The sequence below is a fragment of the Xenorhabdus bakwenae genome (assembly GCF_030272115.1).
GTDB lineage: Bacteria > Pseudomonadota > Gammaproteobacteria > Enterobacterales > Enterobacteriaceae > Xenorhabdus > Xenorhabdus bakwenae.
This window is the reverse complement of the sequence record NZ_CP119194.1, coordinates 2,572,492-2,590,576: the sequence shown is the minus strand read 5'-3', so window position 1 is coordinate 2,590,576 and position 18,085 is coordinate 2,572,492. Positions and strand designations below refer to the sequence as shown.

Below are 18,085 nucleotides of genomic sequence, written 5' to 3'. Positions count from 1 at the left end.
AATAGAAATAATTGCCTTTGGTTTTTATTTCATTGGTTAATTATATAAAGATAGAAGTCTTGAGAGTTCCAAATAAGTATTAATTTAATCTTCTTAATTTATCTTAAAACAAAAAAATAGTAATCCACTAATATACCAATCCAACTTCAGGATGCGTGTTATATTTCCCCGCGCAGCAGTGAAATATAAGGCCTCGCGTCGTCTTGCGGATTGCAACTTGACGTTTATCGCGTACAGACTTCAAGTAGATTAAAAAGGGGAGCCAAAGCTCCCCCATCATTCAAGGTGATGTCAGATCACTGGCTGGCTTTCAGTTTTTGAAAGTACTCTTCGTACAGGATATTGGTATTACCAACATCACTCTGCCATTCGCCTTTTTTGATCTCGGCGGCATCTGGATACAGCGATTTATCTTCTGTCATCGATTTCGGCAGTAATTTTCTCGCCTCCAGATTCGGGGTTGGGTAGCCAATTTTCTCGGCAACCTGTGCCGCAATTTCCGGGCGCAACAAGAAATTGATCAATTTCATCGCGCCATCGACATTTTTAGCATTCGCTGGAATAGCCAAACTGTCCATCCAGAAAATCCCGCCCTCTTTCGGCCAAATAATCTCAACCGGTGTGCCAGCCTGACGCGCAACATAAGCAGAGCCGTTCCACATCATACCGATATCCGCTGCGCCTTCCATAAATGGGTTGGCAGGGTTATCAGAATTAAATGCCAGTACATTTGGCATCAGTTTTCTCAGTTCCTGATAAGCCGCTTCAATCTCTTTCGGATCAGAGGTATTACCGGAATAGCCCAATTTCAGCAACGCCATCTGGAAAACTTCACGCGCATCGTCAGTCAGTACTAAACTGTTTTTGTACTCTGGTTTCCAAAGATCAGCCCAGGAAGAGAGAGATTTGGGATCAATATTATCGCCATTGACGCCAATCGCCGTTGCCCCCCAAATATAAGGGACAGAGTAATCGTTATTCGGGTCAAAAGACTTATGGAGCAGGTTAGGATCAAGGTTATGGAAGTTGCTCAATTTACGGGTATCGATTTTTCGCAACATCCCTTCTTTACTCATCTTTGAGATAAAGTAAGTGGATGGAACCACTAAATCATAAGCGCCGTCTTTATAAGTTTTCAGCTTGGTGTACATGCTCTCATTGGATTCATAGGTGGAATAAATCACCTTAATCCCAGTCTCTTTGGTGAACTGGTTGAGTAAACCAGGCGGAACATATTCAGTCCAGTTGTAGAAATACAGCGTTTTGCCATCATCAGCGGCAGCGGCATTCGCCGAACCAATGCTTAATGCCATCATCCCAGCGGCTAACAGACAAAACCACTTTTTCATGTTGTTTTTCATGTCGTGTTTTCCCTCGCAGTTGGTGCGTTAGTATCATATATAGGTTCGGTGTGAACCTATCCCCGAAAAGGGGGCTATTATAAAAGTGACATTTAATGGGGTAAAGCAACTTATTTCTTGCTGAAACGGTGTAATATGAAAGAAAAGCGTGGCCAATCCGCAACCACGCTTAAAAGAAGATTAAGATTTCCCTGTGCGATCACGCATCACAAATTGGCTAATCAGCACCAAAACCAACGACATAAGTAACAAAATCGTTGCTAATGCGTTCACTTCCGGCGAAATTCCCACTTTTACCATTGAATAGATCTTAAGTGGCAAAATCTCATAGCTTGGCCCTGTCACGAATGAGGAAACAACCACATCATCCATCGATAAGGTAAAGCTCAGCAGCCAACCCGCCATCACCGCCGGCATCGCCAGCGGCAGGATGATTTTTCGCAGAATAGTCAATTCACCCGCGCCCAAATCACGCGCCGCTTCCAGCATCTTGACGTCAAAGTCTTTCAGGCGGGAGTAAACCGTTATCACCACAAACGGCAAGCAGAAGGTGATATGCGAAAACAGCAGTGACCAGAATCCCAGTGAAACGCCGAGCAGCATAAACAGTACCAACAAAGAGATTGCCATCACGATATCCGGCGACATCATCACGACGAACAGCATACCGCCAACAAACTTTTTGCCTCGGAATGAGTAACGATACAGAGCGACCGCCGTCAGGGAGCCTATTAAGGTGGCAAACGTGGCGGACGTTACCGCCATCGTCAGGGAATGGCCTGCCGCTTGAACCAGACTGTCATTAGCGAACAGCAGGCTATACCATTCAGTGGTAAAACCCTGCCAGCTAATGCCAAAGCGTGATTGGTTAAACGAGCTGACCAGCAGAATAATCATCGGGATATACAGGTAAGCGTAAACGATGGTCATGAAGCCACCGCGCAACAGGCGTCCGATCATTCCAGTTCCACCTTCTTGTTCAGCAACTTAGCCGCACGATAATAAACCAGTAACATCAATCCCATGACCAGCGTCAAACAGATGCTGGTCGCCGCCCCAAACGGCCAGTCGCGGATATTGAGGAATTGGCTCTTAATCACATTACCGATCAGCAGGTTCTTCGCCCCACCCATCAAATCAGCTACGTAGAACAGCCCCATCGCGGGCAGCAATACCAGCAAACAACCGGCGATAATGCCCGGCATGGTCAATGGCACAATGATGCGGATAAAGGTCTGCAATTTCCCCGCACCCAAATCGCGTGCCGCTTCCAGACAAGGTTTATCCAGCTTTTCAATGCTGGAATAGAGCGGCATCACCATAAACGGCAACAAGATGTAGACCAGCCCCAGCACAACCGCTTCGGGGGTATACATGATGCGAAAAGGTTTATCGGTAATGCCTATCCACAGCAGAAAATCATTCAAATACCCACGGGTACTGAGAAACATCTTCAAGCCATAAATACGGATTAACGAGTTCGTCCAGAACGGCACGATCAACAGGAATAGCATCAGCGAACGCTGTTTCTTTGGCATACGAGTCAGGAAAAAAGCGAACGGATAGCCAATCACCAGACAGCACAACGTCGCTATAATCGCCATATTCAGCGAATGCAGCAGCACCTCGGCATACAGCGGATCAAACAATCGGCTATAGTTATCCAGCGAGAATACCATCTGCACTAAATTGGCATCATCACGGGTCAGGAAGCTGGTTCCGATGATCATCAGGTTCGGCAAAAAGACGAATAGCATCAGCCAGGATACGATGCCCGTAATGACGATATTCTGGAATAGTTTACGCGTCTTCTTCATCGACCAGCACAACCTCCCAGCTTTCTACCCAAGTGACGGCAATCTTCTGGTTCAGGGAATGGTCAACGTCCGGATCATCTTCGTTGAAGAATTCACTGACCATGACCATCTTGCCATTTTCCATTTCGACCACGGAATCCAGCGTCATGCCCTTGTAGTTACGCTCACGGACATAACCAATCAGCCCCGATACCTGCTCACCGTTGTTGATCTCTTCCACGCGCAGGTCTTCCGGGCGCAGCAAGACTTTCAACGTTTGCCCCACCGTCACTGGCAGCGAGGTGAAAATATCACATTCATGGCCTTCGACATTGGCGCGTATCCGTTGATCATCAATACGATGCAGCACTTCAGCATCAAAGATATTGATTTCGCCGATAAAGCGGGCAACAAACAGGTTTTTCGGCTCTTCATAAATCTCACGCGGAGAGCCATCCTGTTCAATGCGACCGTTCCGCATAACCACGATGCGGTCTGACATGACCAGAGCTTCTTCCTGATCGTGGGTCACGAAGATAAAGGTGATGCCGAGCTTACGCTGGAGCGCCTTTAGCTCATTTTGCATCTGCTTGCGCAACTTGTAATCGAGCGCGGAGAGTGATTCATCCAGCAGCAAGACTTTCGGTTTATTGACAACCGCACGGGCAATCGCCACACGTTGCTGTTGGCCGCCGGAAAGCTGGACAGGTTTACGCTGGGCAAACTCTTCAAGCTGTACCATGCGCAGTGCTTCCTCAACACGCGGAGCAATCTCTTTTTCCGGTGTTTTCTGCATCCGAAGTCCAAAAGCGACATTTTCAAATACGGTCATGTGGGGGAACAGGGCATAACTTTGGAAAACCGTATTAACGTGACGGTGCTCGGCGGGAATATCAGTAATATCCTGCCCTTCCAGTAAAATTTTGCCGCTGTCTGCATCTTCCAGCCCGGCAATCAGGCGGAGTACTGTAGTTTTGCCACAACCGGATGGCCCAAGAATGGTCAAGAACTCGCCATCATTGATTGTCAGATCGAGCTGTGAAATAACTTGTTTACCGTCGAAGCCCTTACTCAAGGCTTTCAGTTCAACGAGTGGTGTCAGAGAGGTGTTCTCAGTCATTTATGCTATCATCTATCCCTTGGAATAATGCAGATAGAACCGCCACGGGAAAAGACTGTGTTAGCTAGCAGAAAGCATCATTTCTCCGCTAAAGCTCAAAGCCAGTGGCGCCGGTTGAAATTACGAAGCGCGCATCATAAACGCAGTACGCCCAAATTGAAAGCCGAAACAATAACAATATGTCATTTTTTATGACTATTTTATGAATGGTCATCGCGTGTCTTATTTTGCACCGAATTGTACCAGATGGAAATAGTTTCATATCGGATATTTTTGAAACAAAAAAATACTTTTGTTTTCCAATGAATTCAGGCAGGTATCCTCCCGATTCGGGATCAGGCTACGGCCAGCTTTACATTTCCCGCCCTTCCAGCGGGTTTTACCAACACTGCTTACACTTAATAGGTTAACTTATAATAGGTTAACTTAGCGTGGACTCATGAACCCCCATTCGCGGGGCAATTTCAGGGAGACTGAATTTTGCTTTAAAAAGAATCTCAATCTGGTATCTTTGACCTTCAGTTAGCTGCTGATAATACACGTTTCTCACACTCGTCTTTGGTCGGAAAAATGAAGATTTTATCGGTAACGAATTCCTTGTCCTAATTTTCTTTCGAGCATTGCAGTTATTATATGGATTCAGGCTTAATATAAAAAATAACAAGAAAATAAGGTGAGTAAAAAATGAATGATTACGGTATTTGGACCATCATTACCCCTGTTGTCACAATTATTTTAGCTATATTTACACGCCAGGTTATTTTATCACTACTACTCGGTATATTAGTGGGTTTTACTGTCATTAATGACCATAATATTATTTTAGGTATACAAGGGACTAGTGAAGGTATTATTGATACCTTTTCCTCCTCAGGCAATACAAAAACCATTATTTTTATGTTGATGATTGGTGGCATAATGCGGCTTGTGGTTGTTACAGGCGGCGTGCGATCTTTAGTTCGTTTACTTACGAACAAAACACAACTTATTAAAAATAAAAAATCTGTTCAGTTCTTAGCAATGATCATTACATCATTAATTTTTATTGAAAGCTCAATTAACCAATTAATTGCTGGAGCATCAACCAAGAAATTAGCTAAAAACTACGGTATCCCACCAGAAAAAATGTCTTACATTATCCAGACATCCTGTGTTTCTGTCTGTTCTTCTGCCATGATTAACGGTTGGGGTGCCGCAATGATGGGCGTCATCGGTGTACAGATTTCCAGAGGGTTAATCAGCGGGGAGCCATTCGATATCCTGGCTGGCTCTATGGTTTATAATATTATGGCTTGGTTATCTCTGGCTTCTGTCTTATTTTATATTTTCTCTAATGTTTCCTGGGGACCAATGAAAACCGCAGAAATGCGGGCCTTATATGACCATTTAAATAGTGATATTGAAGATAAACACAATGAAGATAGTGAAGATGTTATTGAACACCCTAACAGCCATACTTCATTAAACTTTTTTATTCCTATTTTATCGACGGTATTAATGCTCCCTGTTGCTCTCTATATCACAGGTGATGGTGATTTTAGTAAGGGCAGCGGTTCAACCTCTATCTATTGGAGTGTTATATTTGGAACCACGATCTCTTTTTTCTGGTACTTATTACGCCGTGTTTTAACCATCGAAAGCTTTTTTAAAGAGCTTTATATTGGTTATGCCAGCATGATAAAAATAAGCTCTGTCATGGTATTGGCATTCTTAATGGGTAACGTTTCCGCTGATTTAAATACCGGTGCGTATATTGCACAAATAACGTCTGGCATCATTCCGGCGGGTTTTTCCATCGGCTTTATTTTCCTGATTAGTTCCATCATGTCATTAGCAACAGGCACCTCATGGGGGACATTCGCAATGATGATCCCCATTGGGGTACAGCTAGGCATTTCAGTGGGTATGCCTCCTGAATATATGATCGGTGCCGCAATTGCGGGTTCCATTTTTGGTGATATGACATCGCCAATTTCCAGCGATGCTATCGTTGCATCAATGGCAACAGATTGTGACCATATTGAACATATTCGGACTCAAATGCCATACGCGTTGGTTACTGCAAGTTTCACCCTCGCTATCTATTTCTATTTAGGCCTTACTTATTAATTTACCATCCGCTGAGGATAATATGTCTTTAACAGAAAATTTGGCAAAATTTGCCCGGATTGATTTACTTAAAACGGCCACTATGATGGATAAATTGGAAAATTTATCCCACTACTTAGGACGCGATATTTATATTAAGAGAGATGATTTAACGCCTTTGGCAATGGGTGGGAATAAATTACGTAAACTGGAGTATCTTATTGCTGACGCATTACAAAAAAAGGCTAAAGTTATTGTTACCGCTGGCGCAATTCAATCAAATCACGTCCGGCAAACAGCCGCTATGGCGGCAAAATATGGTCTAAAATGCGTCGCTTTATTAGAAAATCCCATTCAAAATCAGGACAGTAATTTTCTCAATAATGGTAATAAATTACTGACGGAATTATTCAATCCCCAATGCGTCATGTGTGATGAATTGACCGATCCAAACAGGCAAATGGAAGAATTGGTTGATCAACTCAATCTCGAAGATGCCTATATTGTGCCTGTCGGGGGTTCCAATGCTCTGGGTTCATTGGGTTATGTGCGTTGTGCATTAGAAATAGCCGAGCAGCGCCCGAAAGAGGTGGAGTTTGCTGCCGTGATTGTCGCCTCTGGAAGCGCGGGTACACATGCAGGGTTGGCTGTCGGGTTACATTCTGTACTACCGCAGACACCGGTTATTGGCGTTACCGTCTCGCGTGTTACCGCCGAGCAAGCGCCAAAAGTGAGTCAATTGCAGCAAGAGATCAGTGCGCTCTTAGGCCAAACAACCTGCCCAGATATTCTTTTGTGGGATAATTATTTCGCTCCCATGTATGGCATGCCAAATAAACCAGGATTAGACGCCATTACGCTACTGGCACAAAAAGAGGGTATTTTATTAGATCCCGTCTATACCGGAAAAGCGATGGCGGGATTAATTGATAATGTACTGAATAACACCATCGAAAGTCAGAAACCATTGCTTTTTGTTCATACTGGTGGTGCTCCTGCATTGTTTTCTTATTCTTCGATAAGCGCAATCTAATTTTACAGAAAAAACAGCTCTCTTTTTAGCTGTTTTTTCCAGTTTAGTGAGATTTTTTGGCTCACACTTAGCAAAATCACTGATTTTATTCTCATCTAATCTTGGTGATTTTTTTTCAGGTTAAATTGGCTATCTTTCTATACGCGATAAATTTCAAGTTGCAATCCGTAAGACGACGCGAGGCCTTATATTGAAGTTGGATTGGTATATAGCGTTGTTTATAAAAAAGAGCCGCAACATGGACTGAAATTTATGGGCACCAGAGCAGAATGTCGGGAAATATTTCCAAATACTGATTTGACCGCAGATTTCGCCTCATTTATTGTTAAATGAAAATGTTGCAAACAAAATATCTGAGAGATAAGAATGAATTATGCAAAAGTTTCACCCAGGATTATTAACCCATTATATAAAAGCTATGAAGAAATCCATGCCTCTGAACTGGATCAAACACTTATTCTGCTGGTGGAAACACGGGTATCTCAAATTAATGGTTGTGCCTATTGTTGCCATCTTCATGCCGAAGCAATCCGCAAAGATCATGGTATAGCAAAATCATCATAACATGGCATATTCAATATGCTCTGTAAACAGCTCATCAACTGAACATCTTTTTTGTCTTCTTATTGCTTTTGCTCCACCCCATTTGTGTTCTATCGGATTCAAATCAGGGCTATAAGCAGGAAGCCATTCCAGTTGACATTCGCTATCCACTATCGCTTGTCTCGTGTCATTTCTTTTGTGGAAAGACGCATTATCCATGACTATCACTGCACCGTGCGGGAGTTTTGGCAATAAATCTTGCGTTATCCATGCATGAAAGACATCCGCATTAATGCTCCCGGTAAACAAACTTAAGGTGACGAAGCGATTGTTGAGAATGGCCCCAATCACGTTAATACGGCCTTTCGCCTGCCAGTCGTGTGTACCAAAACAGCGCTGTCCTTTTTCAGCATACCCATGTGTACGTGGCATGGATTGAGCAAAACCACTTTCATCTAAGTAAACTATCGGTTTGCCTGCCTGTTCATAGCCATTGATCCGCTCGACAAACGCTTGACGAGCCTGAGGGTCAGCGCGAGGGTGTTCCAGCGTTTTTTTTATGCGTGAGCCGAAGTCGTTTCAAGGCGTAATGAATAGCCGACTGCGAGACACCTAAACGTTTTGCTCTTTCCCACTGATAATCGTCGGGAAATTTTTGGATATCCGCGATAAGCACCTCATCAGGGATTTTCATGGGAGGCTTATCACGCGTCATGCAAGGTTCTATTTTATGGCTCCACCGGAACAGGGTACGAATAGAAATCTCAAAATGGACACTCGTTTGCTCGAAAGTCAACGAATGTTTATCTTTGTATGCCAGGACTCTTTTTCGAAAATCTAGACTGTAACCCATTTCACTTTATGCCTTGTCATATTGGATTGGGATATTATGCCATATTGGTATGATTTAGCTATATAGAACAAGTAAAATTGGATAAATTACCTGCATGGTTCAATTCCAATATCTACAGCCCGAAAGAAAAACTGGCATTAGAATGGTGCGAAGCCTTAACAACAAATCCCAGACAAAGTATCTTGGATAAGATTAAAGAACGCCTGGATGCTGTTTTCACCGAAAAAGAGATTGTTGACCTGACAGCAACGATCGCCTTAATGAGTGCCCTTAACAGAATGGCGGTCAGTTTAGGGGACCGAAACGAATAATCACATCATTATGCAGGCGATTTAACCTGACCATTCATTGAAAAATTTCTGCCCGCAATCTTTGCGATGAATGCTATCGTGAGTATAATGCGCGACGATTTGCCGGGAGAAAACATGAAAGATTGCGCTGTAAAGGCTGTAACAAAACACCAAGCTAACGAGACACTGTCTGCTGGCAGCGTAAGCGCGTTGTTTTTCCCATTGCTTAACCGAACATTAAAAAAAGCCCCTCAGTTGAGGGGCTTTTTTTTGCCTGACCAGTCCAAGTCTAGAAGTCATAAAAGAGGAACGTAAACATGGCTAATCCGTTATATCGCAAGCATATCATTTCAATTAATGATCTGAGCCGTGCAGATCTGGAACTGGTATTGCAGACGGCCGCTGCATTAAAAGCCAATCCACAGACTGATTTACTGAAACACAAGGTGATAGCGAGTTGCTTCTTTGAAGCCTCCACACGTACCCGTCTCTCTTTCGAGACCGCCATTCAGCGACTCGGCGCTGCCGTCGTGGGCTTCGCTGACAGTAGTAATACTTCATTGGGTAAAAAGGGAGAAACGTTGGCTGATACCATTTCCATTATCAGCCAATACGCCGATGCCATCGTCATGCGTCACCCACAGGAAGGTGCGGCACGATTGGCTTCTGAGTTTTCCGGCCCTATCCCTGTTATCAACGCTGGCGATGGCGCAAACCAGCATCCGACCCAGACGTTGCTCGACCTGTTCACCATTCAGGAAACTCAGGGCAGGCTGGAAAATCTGAAAATTGCGATGGTCGGTGATTTGAAATATGGCCGTACCGTTCATTCACTGACACAAGCGCTGGCGAAATTTAACGGCAACCATTTCTGTTTTATTGCGCCAGATGCACTTGCAATGCCAAGCTATATCCTGCATATGCTGGAAGAAAAACAGGTGAGTTACAGCCTCCACAATAACTTTGAAGATGTGCTGCCCGAACTGGATATTCTGTATATGACCCGTGTCCAGAAAGAGCGTCTTGACCCTTCAGAATATGCCAATATCAAAGCTCAGTTTGTCCTGCGCGCGGCGGATCTGGTGGATGTTAAAGAAAACCTGAAAGTACTGCACCCGCTGCCACGTATTGATGAAATTACGGGAGATGTCGATAAAACGCCATATGCTTACTACTTCCAGCAAGCAGGAAATGGCATTTTTGCCCGTCAGGCATTATTGTCGCTGGTATTGAATGAAGATGTTGTTATAGCCCGCTAAGAAAACTATATACCAATCCAACTTCAAGGTGCAGCCAACAGCGCTGCAACTTGAAAAACGATAACTAACAATGAGATGATTTCCCCAATCCCCCAAAACTCACTTCCCAATTCCCACCGGATACGATTCAAACAAATACCCGTCAAAATTCGGGTCATCCACATCTGACAACTCCAGCAAACTCTGTTTCACGTTTTCTAAGTGTTGCCACATCGTTTGCTTCGCTGCGGCGGGATCTTTTTTGATCATCGCTGCCAAAATGGTCTGATGATCATTCAACCACGCTTTACGGTAATCAGTATTGGTAATTCGGCTATGCAGTTTCACCCACATGGGATTATTTTCACGCCACGCCCAGGACTGTTTAAGCAATTCAACTAACATACTGTTAGGTCATGCACCCAATAGTTAGATAACCTTTGGAAGATAGTATTCACGCTCAATGAAAGTGCCTATCACTTTGTCATGCATTTCTTCGGATTTGGAATAACAGATCGTTTTCCGATTCAGTCTCTTGATGCGAGTACGTAAGGTCAGATTGGTTCTTTCGATACGTTGAGTAAATTTCTTCCCTCTAAAGTGTTTTTCCTCAGAAAGGCAATCGTAAACGGCATAATTATCGGTACAGAAAAATTGAATTTCGAAAGGAGCCAGAAGTGCCAGCAATTTGCTCAGTGTTTTCCTGCTGCGATCCCCCAATACGTGCGCGATTATTTGCTTTTGCTCCGGTTCCCAGGCATACCAAAGCCAGCGCTGATTCTTCTTGTTACCGACAAAAGACCATTGTTCATCAATTTCGCAGATAATATGAATATTATTTGCGGCCAGCGGCAGTGTAGTTACCTGTCTGGGTTCGAGTTTTTTTAGGGTACGAAGAACGGTGTTGATACCCACCTTCAGGACACGAGCGGTGTCTCTGATACCGCCATTATTCGCAGCCATATCCACAATCTGATCTTTCATTCCGGGTTTGCAGGCTTGGTAGGTGTAATTCAGTTGAAAGGTTTTACGGCAGGCATAACAGTGATAACGCTGATGTCCGCTGCTTCCTTTTCCATGCCCTTTGACCTCTTCCGCTTTGTGACAGTAACGACAAACCACATCAACTTTAGCCATATCTCACCAGTAATAAAAAGTGGGGAGTTTACTACAACAATCTAATGATTGGGAGCATGACCCGCAGACAGGGGCAATTACTCAGCGAATTAGAAATAGCCCAATTTACGACAGCGGTGCTGGTTTGGCTAGGTAAGCAGTACGCAAAACGCGGCTGGGTCATGCAACTGCATATTGGTGCCTTGCGCAATAACAACACACGTATGTTTAATCGGTTAGGGCCAGACTGTGGCTTTGATTCCATTGGGGATAATCCTATCGCTTACCCATTATCTCGCTTGCTGGATGAAATGGATAAAACAGACCAATTACCAAAGACTATTCTCTATTGCTTAAATCCCCGCGATAACGAAGTGATCGCAACTATGACCGGCAATTTTCAGGGCGGGGATCGGGGTGATAAAAGTATTAGGGGTAAGATCCAATTTGGATCGGGCTGGTGGTTCAACGATCAAAAAGACGGTATGCAGCGTCAATTAGAGCAACTTTCCCAATTAGGCTTATTAAGCCAATTTGTCGGTATGCTGACAGATTCACGCAGTTTCTTATCCTATACCCGCCATGAATATTTTCGGCGTATTCTCTGCAATATGCTGGGGAATTGGGTCGAAAATGGTGAAATTCCCCATGATGAAAAAATGCTGGGGCAGATAGTTCAGGATATCTGCTTCAATAATGCTGAACGTTATTTTCAGGCTGTAAAGGATTAAAATATGCAGATGTGGAAAATTGCCCTGATTGGCGAAGGGATGATTGAGCTAAATGGCACGCCATGTGGTGCCATGACACAAAATTATGGCGGTGACGTGCTGAATAGTGCCGTTTATCTGGCTCGCGCTGGCGGCGATACACTTGATGTCCATTTCGTCACGGCGATGGGCACGGACCCTTTGAGCGAAGGCATGATCTCACGCTGGCAGCAAGAAGGCATTAATACTTCGCTCGTGTTGCGTGATAACGCGCATCAGCCCGGTCGATACCTGATCCAGCTCGATGAAAAAGGTGAACGCACGTTTCTTTACCGGCGCGATAACTCGGCGGCGCGTTATCTCTTGCGCCATCCTGATTATCCCCTGTTGCGCCAACAATTGCGGAATATGGATGTGCTCTACCTCAGTGGGATCAGCCTGGCTATTTTGCCCGAAAATGATCGCCAGTTGCTGTTAATTGATTTGAAACAGTTAGCTTCTGAAGGGAAATTGATTTTCTTTGACAGTAATTACCGCCCGGCCTTATGGGAAAATGAAACGCAAGCCCGTGAGTGTTATCAGCAAATGTATGCCATCACTGATATTGCGTTAGTGACTGACGATGACGAAGCACGTCTCTGGGGAGACACGTCAATTGAGGAGAGCGTTAACCGCCTGAAAAGAATCGGGGTTAAACATGCCATTATCAAAGCGGGTGAACGGGGCTGTTTTTATCGTGACTTAAGCGGCTGCAATGCCACACAACATATTAAGACGCAACCTGTTACCTCTGTCGTTGATACCACTTCGGCAGGCGATGCGTTTAATGCGGGTTTTATCGTGGGGCGGTTAAATGGGAAATCCATTCATGATTCAGCATTAATGGGGCATCAGCTCGCAGGGGTTGTGATCCAGCATAAAGGGGCGATTGTGCCACCGGCGGCGACACAAGAAGTTATCGCGCGTTTTTTTAATTTGAACGAAATCGGAGAGAATGATAATGCAAGAGATAATGGCACGTCTGCGTCAGATTAAAATTGTGCCTGTGATAGCGATTGAAGAGGCCAGAGATATCATTCCCCTTGGTCACGCGTTAGCAGACAACGGCCTGCCTGTGGCTGAAATCACGTTTCGTACCGAGAGTGCCGCCGAAGCAATTAGCCTGCTAAAAGCGGCGCGGCCAGATATGCTGATCGGTGCGGGAACCGTGCTTCATCGTGAACACGTACGTCAGGCAAAAGCAGCGGGGGCAGAGTTTATTGTTTCACCCGGGTTTAATCCAAATACCGTTCAGGCGTGCCAGCAAATCGGTATTCCTATCATTCCCGGCGTAAATAACGCCAGCACGATTGAACAAGCGCTGGAATCAGGCATCAATTTTGTCAAATTTTTCCCGGCTGAACCCTCGGGTGGCATTGCGATGATTAAAGCACTACTCGCTCCGTACCCACAGTTACACGTCATGCCAACCGGTGGGATCAGTGTGAAGAACATTCTCGATTACCTTGCTATCCCACAAATTGTGGCATGTGGGGGTTCCTGGATGGTCAGCCCCCAGTTGATCCGAGATAAAGAGTGGCGAACGATGGGTAAATTAGCAAGGGAGGCGGTGGAGTTGGTGGACGTGTTGTGAGATTGTGATCCTGCATGATCCCGTTGAACGACAGAAGGAGATAAAAAAAACCACCCCTGAACAGTATAGAGGCAAGATCTATGCCGCCCGTTATTCGCAGGCAGGCGTTTCCAATCAAACCGACCCGATGAAAATCGTCCACTTGTGCCCTGTTCTTGTTCAAGGATAAGAAAACGGCTGATGTGAATCAGCAACTTGAGCGTACTTTGGCGGAATTGGATAGGCGAGATAGCGAAAAAATAAGCAAAACAGGTCAGCCAGAGAGCAAATGCGTTAGAACGAAAAGGATAACGCCTCCTGATTGGGGGCGTCTTTAAAATAATGAATACAAATCTCAATGAATTTTCAAAAACCGGATCTGAACCGACATATTTGTGGTGACTATTAAACAAAAGAACCATAAACGCCTTATACAATGCGCTGAGGCTCAAATCCATTCAGCGCAGTAAGGGATAATCTCACCGGTACAGATTTTGAAGTTGGCGTGCCAGTCCCATCACCAACACTGTCCATTGGGACTAATGGGTTGGTTTCCGGGTAGTAAGCAGCAAGGTTCCCGCGCGGAATGGCATAAGGCACTAACTTAAAGCCGGAAACTTTACGCTTAATACCGTCATGCCATACGGTTTCGATATCGACCAAATCACCGGCCTGATAGCCCAATTGGGCAATATCTTCCTCATTCATAAACAACACTTCCCGCTGACCATAAACCCCGCGATAACGATCATCCAGCCCATAAATCGTGGTGTTATATTGATCGTGCGAACGCAAGGTTTGCAAAGTGAAAGGAACATCAGCGCCTTCAATTTGTGGGAACCGCGTTTTTGGTAACGGTGCATGACTGAATTCGGCTTTTTTGCTCGGTGTTGCAAAACGTAATTCGGCCGCAGCATTGCCAAGATAGAAGCCACCAGCGTGTTCACATTTTTTATTAAAATCATCAAACCCGGGAATAGTCGCTGCAATATGATTGCGGATTTTATTGTAATCTCCCGCTAATTCCGACCAGTTAATGGTGGTGGTATTGCCGACTGTCGCATTAGCAATACCGGCAATAATCGCTGTTTCAGAACGCTGGCTATCAAATAATGGCTTATTTACGCCCTCTGAGGCATGCACCATGCTGAACGAGTCTTCTACCGTCACAAACTGTGCGCCGGTAGCCTGAATATCTCGTTCAGTGCGCCCTAATGCCGGCAGAATCAAGGCGCCTTTTTTACCGGTAATAAGATGACTCCGGTTTAATTTTGTGCTGATGTGTACCGTCAAATCACAATGCCTGAGTGCTGCTTCTGTTCGTGGGCTATCCGGAGCCGCTGCTGCGAGGTTCCCACCCAATGCGATCAGAACCTTAACTTCATCACGCAACATGGCACTCAACGCTTCCACAACATGATGACCATGAGCACGAGGTGGCTCGAAACCAAAATGAGCAGCCATGTTATCCAAAAAAAGTTTGCCCGGTTTCTCATTAATTCCCATCGTCCGGTTACCCTGTACATTACTGTGTCCACGTACCGGACAAAGCCCTGCGCCCGATTTACCCAATTGTCCAAAAAGCAATTGCAGGTTGACGATTTCACGCACCGTAACCAAAGAGTGTTTATGTTGGGTTATCCCCATTGCCCAGGTACAGATGACGCGCCCGGCATTCTGGTAAATGGCTGCCGCTTCACGCAGTTGTGCTTCGGTCAATCCCGATTGCTCTTCAATCAATGACCACTCGGTTGCAACCACTTCTTGCAAATAAGCCTCCACGCCGTGGGTGTAAGTGGCAATAAATGCCAGATCAAAAATACCTGATTTGCTCTCAGCCAGCAGGGCGTTATGGGTTGCTAAAAGTGCCTTGACTATCCCTCGTACCGCAGCCATATCGCCACCAAGTTTCGGTTGATAGTAACGATGGCTAATTTCACCCGCCATTGGGGTGATCACTTCAAGCGGTTTTTGTGGATCAGCGAAACGTTCCAAACCGCGCTCATACAGGGTATTAAAAGTGACGATGCGTGCGCCGCGTTCAGCCGCATGTCGTAAGCTATGCAGCATTCGTGGGTGATTTGTCCCGGGGTTTTGACCAAATATAAAGATGGCATCGGCATGATCAAAATCTTGCAGCCGAACAGTGCCTTTCCCAACGCCTAAGCTTGCCAACATACCGGAACCGCTGGCTTCATGACACATATTGGAGCAATCCGGGAAGTTGTTGGTTCCCACTACACGGCCAAACAACTGGTACAGCCACGAAGCCTCATTACTGGCTCGCCCCGAAGTGTATAGTTCAAGCTGATTGGGGTTATCCATCGCCTGAATATGGTTGGCTATCAGGGCAAAAGCCTCATCCCAACGGATCGGCTCGTAATGATCCGTCTGCGGGTTATAGCTCATCGGCTCAACCACTCTTCCCTGGTATTCAAGGAAATAATCGCTTTGTTGGTAGAGTTGACTAACGCTATGGGTTGCGAAAAACTGCCGATCAACATACCGACGAGTCGCTTCCCAAGTGACTGCCTTGGCACCGTTTTCACAAAAGCTAAACAGGCTTTTGTTGTCATCTCCCCATGCGCATCCGGGGCAATCAAAGCCTCTGGGCTTGTTCATGCGCATCAGGTTAACCATATTTTTCAGTGCTTGTTTACTATCAAAGACAAAACGGGTTGTTGCCTCCAGTGAACCCCAACCACCCGCCGCCGCATGGTAAGGTTTTATTTTTGATTTGAATTTCATAAAAATCTCTATTTTTTATGTCGTAGCCAGCATCGAGCCACATATCTACAGGTGAACCCGTCACGTCGATTTCATTCATTGGCGGTTTAGCGCCGATGTGATCATACTCCTATCTGCCCATAGTGATAATTATTCCGTGGTTATATCACGAAAAAACCGAGCCATTAGGCTTTGGCGTTTTTACCTAACGACCTAAACTTACAACTCTTTTTGAAAAGATCGATTTTATTTCAAACAAAATAGCAACAAGAGGCGTGATAACAACAGTGGGGCAACGATTAAATATACAATTCCAATGAATTGGTAGTGTTGTTGGCTGCACTTGTTCATCCCACCACAAAATAAACAAACGTCCCCACATAATTACCAATTACGTAGCCGAATGTACCAATGACCATAATCGGGCCGACCAGATTGAACCAACCACGGCTGATTGCCATTGCGGCTGCGGTAGTTGGTCCACCAATATTGGCATTACACGCCAAAATATTTTCCTCCAGACTGAACTTAAACACTTTCCCCACGGCAAAAGTCAGTATCAAGTTGAGCATGGCAATGACAAAGACGAAAGCAAACAACAGGGGCGCATGGCTGATAATGACCTGAACGGATGCCGGTATGCCAATCACAACAAAGAACATATAAATGGCGTAAGTCCCCAACTCCTGAGTGCCATTCAGTTTGCTGAATGTCTCTTTAAATATTGAGACGATAATGAAGGTGATTGTCGTCAGAAGCAGATATTTATCAGAAATCAGGCCGAAAATTAGCTCTTGGTAAATGTTGTTTGGCTGCCCAAGTAAGGTTTTTAACCATGAGGAAAGATGGAATGAGAGTGCGACGATAAAAATCGACCATGCCAGCGATAAGGCGATGTCTTTCAGGGCAATATTTTTCGGTTTCCAATAAGTCGTCACCAAAGGTTGGGGGTTATCTGAATTAGGTGTCTTCTCCATCTGATCAGTATATGGACTGCCCCAGAATCTCCTCGCCACAGTCCAACCGGATAAAAGTATCAGAATAATAAAATAGGCGGCCATCATAAAATTATCAGCCACGATAGTCGCAGCGACCATGCTCTGGGAAGTGCCCAGTTTGGCGGACATTGCCGCAAAATTAACCGCGCCTCCCGTGTAAGAAGCAGAGATCATGCCACTGATTTTATCTAATTCCGGTATGTACGCCTTGAAAAGCCAGAAGGAGGCAATCGTACCAATCATGGTCGCTACAGAGGAAATCAGAAAAAGTATCAGTAACCTCCCACTTTCTTTAAAGAGGCTATGCAGGTTGGTTTTAAATAATAATAAAGGGATCGCCAATGGCAGAATATATTGCCAAACAACATCGTAAGCCGGTGCTTCGACTGGAATAATATTGAAATTGGATGCAATGATAGCAATGATCAATGCAATCACTGCGCCCGGTATTTTAGAGGCCCATTTGAAACGCTGTTCCACCATTATGGCGGCAGCAACAGCAATCATGATAAAAGCCCAAAGTAGTAATGAATTGTCAGATGCAATAAGTGTATTTTTCATTATTTCCCCTGATGTTTATCAAATAAAAAAGAAAATAGT

The 18,085-nt window shown here is 44.9% G+C and carries 16 protein-coding genes and 3 pseudogenes; 8 read left to right on the top strand and 11 right to left on the bottom strand.

The window, feature by feature from the left end:
- Positions 1-296 precede the first annotated feature (296 nt).
- From potD to PXH59_RS13070, 5 genes and pseudogenes are all read right to left on the bottom strand, one after another.
- Positions 297-1,349: a spermidine/putrescine ABC transporter substrate-binding protein PotD gene (gene potD / locus PXH59_RS13090; RefSeq protein WP_285811783.1), complete on the bottom strand. Its 1,053-nt coding sequence runs from the start codon at positions 1,347-1,349 to the stop codon at positions 297-299.
- 192 nt (positions 1,350-1,541) lie between these two features.
- Positions 1,542-2,321: a spermidine/putrescine ABC transporter permease PotC gene (potC, locus tag PXH59_RS13085; RefSeq protein ID WP_047769595.1), complete on the bottom strand. Its 780-nt coding sequence runs from the start codon at positions 2,319-2,321 to the stop codon at positions 1,542-1,544.
- The gene (gene potB / locus PXH59_RS13080) at positions 2,318-3,178 is read right to left on the bottom strand and encodes a spermidine/putrescine ABC transporter permease PotB (RefSeq protein WP_047769597.1); all 861 of its coding nucleotides are present in this window, start codon (positions 3,176-3,178) and stop codon (positions 2,318-2,320) included. The genes potC and potB overlap by 4 nt, the downstream gene beginning before the upstream one ends.
- On the bottom strand, positions 3,162-4,277 hold the full coding sequence (gene potA / locus PXH59_RS13075; RefSeq protein ID WP_047769599.1) for a spermidine/putrescine ABC transporter ATP-binding protein PotA: 1,116 nt from the start codon (positions 4,275-4,277) through the stop codon (positions 3,162-3,164). The genes potB and potA overlap by 17 nt, the downstream gene beginning before the upstream one ends.
- A gap of 424 nt (positions 4,278-4,701) precedes the next feature.
- Positions 4,702-4,818 (bottom strand): annotated as a pseudogene (locus PXH59_RS13070) (helix-turn-helix domain-containing protein); the annotation flags it as partial.
- 143 nt (positions 4,819-4,961) lie between these two features.
- On the opposite strand from PXH59_RS13070, the gene PXH59_RS13065 reads away from it, so the two are divergent.
- From PXH59_RS13065 to PXH59_RS13055, 3 genes are all read left to right on the top strand, one after another.
- Positions 4,962-6,386: a Na+/H+ antiporter NhaC family protein gene (locus tag PXH59_RS13065; RefSeq protein ID WP_285808720.1), complete on the top strand. Its 1,425-nt coding sequence runs from the start codon at positions 4,962-4,964 to the stop codon at positions 6,384-6,386.
- A 22-nt stretch (positions 6,387-6,408) separates the two neighbouring features.
- The gene (locus PXH59_RS13060; protein WP_285808719.1) at positions 6,409-7,398 is read left to right on the top strand and encodes a D-cysteine desulfhydrase; all 990 of its coding nucleotides are present in this window, start codon (positions 6,409-6,411) and stop codon (positions 7,396-7,398) included.
- A gap of 366 nt (positions 7,399-7,764) precedes the next feature.
- Positions 7,765-7,962, top strand: coding sequence for a carboxymuconolactone decarboxylase family protein (locus PXH59_RS13055; protein ID WP_285808718.1), 198 nt, complete (start codon positions 7,765-7,767; stop codon positions 7,960-7,962).
- Here PXH59_RS13055 and PXH59_RS13050 read toward each other — a convergent pair.
- Both PXH59_RS13050 and PXH59_RS13045 read right to left on the bottom strand, forming a co-directional pair.
- Positions 7,957-8,490, bottom strand: a complete 534-nt coding sequence (locus PXH59_RS13050; protein WP_235428344.1) for an IS630 family transposase — start codon at positions 8,488-8,490, stop codon at positions 7,957-7,959. The genes PXH59_RS13055 and PXH59_RS13050 overlap by 6 nt on opposite strands.
- The gene (locus tag PXH59_RS13045; protein ID WP_047769920.1) at positions 8,471-8,794 is read right to left on the bottom strand and encodes an IS630 transposase-related protein; all 324 of its coding nucleotides are present in this window, start codon (positions 8,792-8,794) and stop codon (positions 8,471-8,473) included. The genes PXH59_RS13050 and PXH59_RS13045 overlap by 20 nt, the downstream gene beginning before the upstream one ends.
- 77 nt (positions 8,795-8,871) lie before the next feature.
- On the opposite strand from PXH59_RS13045, the gene PXH59_RS13040 reads away from it, so the two are divergent.
- Together PXH59_RS13040 and pyrB are read left to right on the top strand one after the other, a co-directional pair.
- Entirely contained in the window at positions 8,872-9,105 is a 234-nt protein-coding gene (locus PXH59_RS13040) for a carboxymuconolactone decarboxylase family protein (RefSeq protein ID WP_285808717.1), read from the top strand.
- A 296-nt stretch (positions 9,106-9,401) separates the two neighbouring features.
- Positions 9,402-10,343 (top strand): aspartate carbamoyltransferase, encoded by a 942-nt coding sequence (gene pyrB, locus PXH59_RS13035; protein ID WP_285808716.1) that lies wholly within the window; start codon positions 9,402-9,404, stop codon positions 10,341-10,343.
- A 99-nt stretch (positions 10,344-10,442) separates the two neighbouring features.
- Here pyrB and PXH59_RS13030 read toward each other — a convergent pair.
- Both PXH59_RS13030 and PXH59_RS13025 read right to left on the bottom strand, forming a co-directional pair.
- Positions 10,443-10,733, bottom strand: a pseudogene (locus PXH59_RS13030) (FCD domain-containing protein); the annotation flags it as partial.
- 18 nt (positions 10,734-10,751) lie between these two features.
- Positions 10,752-11,459, bottom strand: coding sequence for an IS1 family transposase (locus PXH59_RS13025; protein ID WP_285808336.1), 708 nt, complete (start codon positions 11,457-11,459; stop codon positions 10,752-10,754).
- A gap of 62 nt (positions 11,460-11,521) precedes the next feature.
- On the opposite strand from PXH59_RS13025, the pseudogene PXH59_RS13020 reads away from it, so the two are divergent.
- From PXH59_RS13020 to PXH59_RS13010, 3 genes and pseudogenes are all read left to right on the top strand, one after another.
- A pseudogene (locus tag PXH59_RS13020) lies at positions 11,522-12,169 on the top strand (glucuronate isomerase); the annotation flags it as partial.
- Between the two features lie 3 nt (positions 12,170-12,172).
- Positions 12,173-13,183, top strand: coding sequence for a sugar kinase (locus tag PXH59_RS13015; protein WP_285808715.1), 1,011 nt, complete (start codon positions 12,173-12,175; stop codon positions 13,181-13,183).
- A complete protein-coding gene (locus PXH59_RS13010) occupies positions 13,149-13,781 on the top strand; it encodes a bifunctional 4-hydroxy-2-oxoglutarate aldolase/2-dehydro-3-deoxy-phosphogluconate aldolase (protein WP_047769622.1) in 633 nt (210 codons plus the stop codon). Before PXH59_RS13015 ends, PXH59_RS13010 begins: the two co-directional genes overlap by 35 nt.
- A gap of 408 nt (positions 13,782-14,189) precedes the next feature.
- Here PXH59_RS13010 and PXH59_RS13005 read toward each other — a convergent pair whose 3' ends face one another.
- Positions 14,190-16,508, bottom strand: coding sequence for an FdhF/YdeP family oxidoreductase (locus PXH59_RS13005; protein ID WP_285808714.1), 2,319 nt, complete (start codon positions 16,506-16,508; stop codon positions 14,190-14,192).
- 326 nt (positions 16,509-16,834) lie between these two features.
- Positions 16,835-18,046: a DUF819 family protein gene (locus PXH59_RS13000; protein ID WP_285808713.1), complete on the bottom strand. Its 1,212-nt coding sequence runs from the start codon at positions 18,044-18,046 to the stop codon at positions 16,835-16,837.
- Positions 18,047-18,085: the final 39 nt, after the last annotated feature.

Excerpts from the sequence above, each read along its gene's own strand:
- PXH59_RS13055 (WP_285808718.1), top strand. The coding sequence starts at position 7,765 with ATGAATTATGCAAAAGTTTCACCCAGGATTATTAACCCATTATATAAA.
- PXH59_RS13015 (WP_285808715.1), top strand. The coding sequence starts at position 12,173 with ATGCAGATGTGGAAAATTGCCCTGATTGGCGAAGGGATGATTGAGCTA.
- PXH59_RS13005 (WP_285808714.1), bottom strand. The coding sequence starts at position 16,508 with ATGAAATTCAAATCAAAAATAAAACCTTACCATGCGGCGGCGGGTGGT.
- PXH59_RS13010 (WP_047769622.1), top strand. The coding sequence starts at position 13,149 with ATGCAAGAGATAATGGCACGTCTGCGTCAGATTAAAATTGTGCCTGTG.
- potC (WP_047769595.1), bottom strand. The coding sequence starts at position 2,321 with ATGATCGGACGCCTGTTGCGCGGTGGCTTCATGACCATCGTTTACGCT.
- pyrB (WP_285808716.1), top strand. The coding sequence starts at position 9,402 with ATGGCTAATCCGTTATATCGCAAGCATATCATTTCAATTAATGATCTG.
- PXH59_RS13045 (WP_047769920.1), bottom strand. The coding sequence starts at position 8,794 with ATGGGTTACAGTCTAGATTTTCGAAAAAGAGTCCTGGCATACAAAGAT.
- potA (WP_047769599.1), bottom strand. The coding sequence starts at position 4,277 with ATGACTGAGAACACCTCTCTGACACCACTCGTTGAACTGAAAGCCTTG.
- PXH59_RS13000 (WP_285808713.1), bottom strand. The coding sequence starts at position 18,046 with ATGAAAAATACACTTATTGCATCTGACAATTCATTACTACTTTGGGCT.
- PXH59_RS13065 (WP_285808720.1), top strand. The coding sequence starts at position 4,962 with ATGAATGATTACGGTATTTGGACCATCATTACCCCTGTTGTCACAATT.
- potD (WP_285811783.1), bottom strand. The coding sequence starts at position 1,349 with ATGAAAAAGTGGTTTTGTCTGTTAGCCGCTGGGATGATGGCATTAAGC.
- PXH59_RS13060 (WP_285808719.1), top strand. The coding sequence starts at position 6,409 with ATGTCTTTAACAGAAAATTTGGCAAAATTTGCCCGGATTGATTTACTT.
- potB (WP_047769597.1), bottom strand. The coding sequence starts at position 3,178 with ATGAAGAAGACGCGTAAACTATTCCAGAATATCGTCATTACGGGCATC.
- PXH59_RS13025 (WP_285808336.1), bottom strand. The coding sequence starts at position 11,459 with ATGGCTAAAGTTGATGTGGTTTGTCGTTACTGTCACAAAGCGGAAGAG.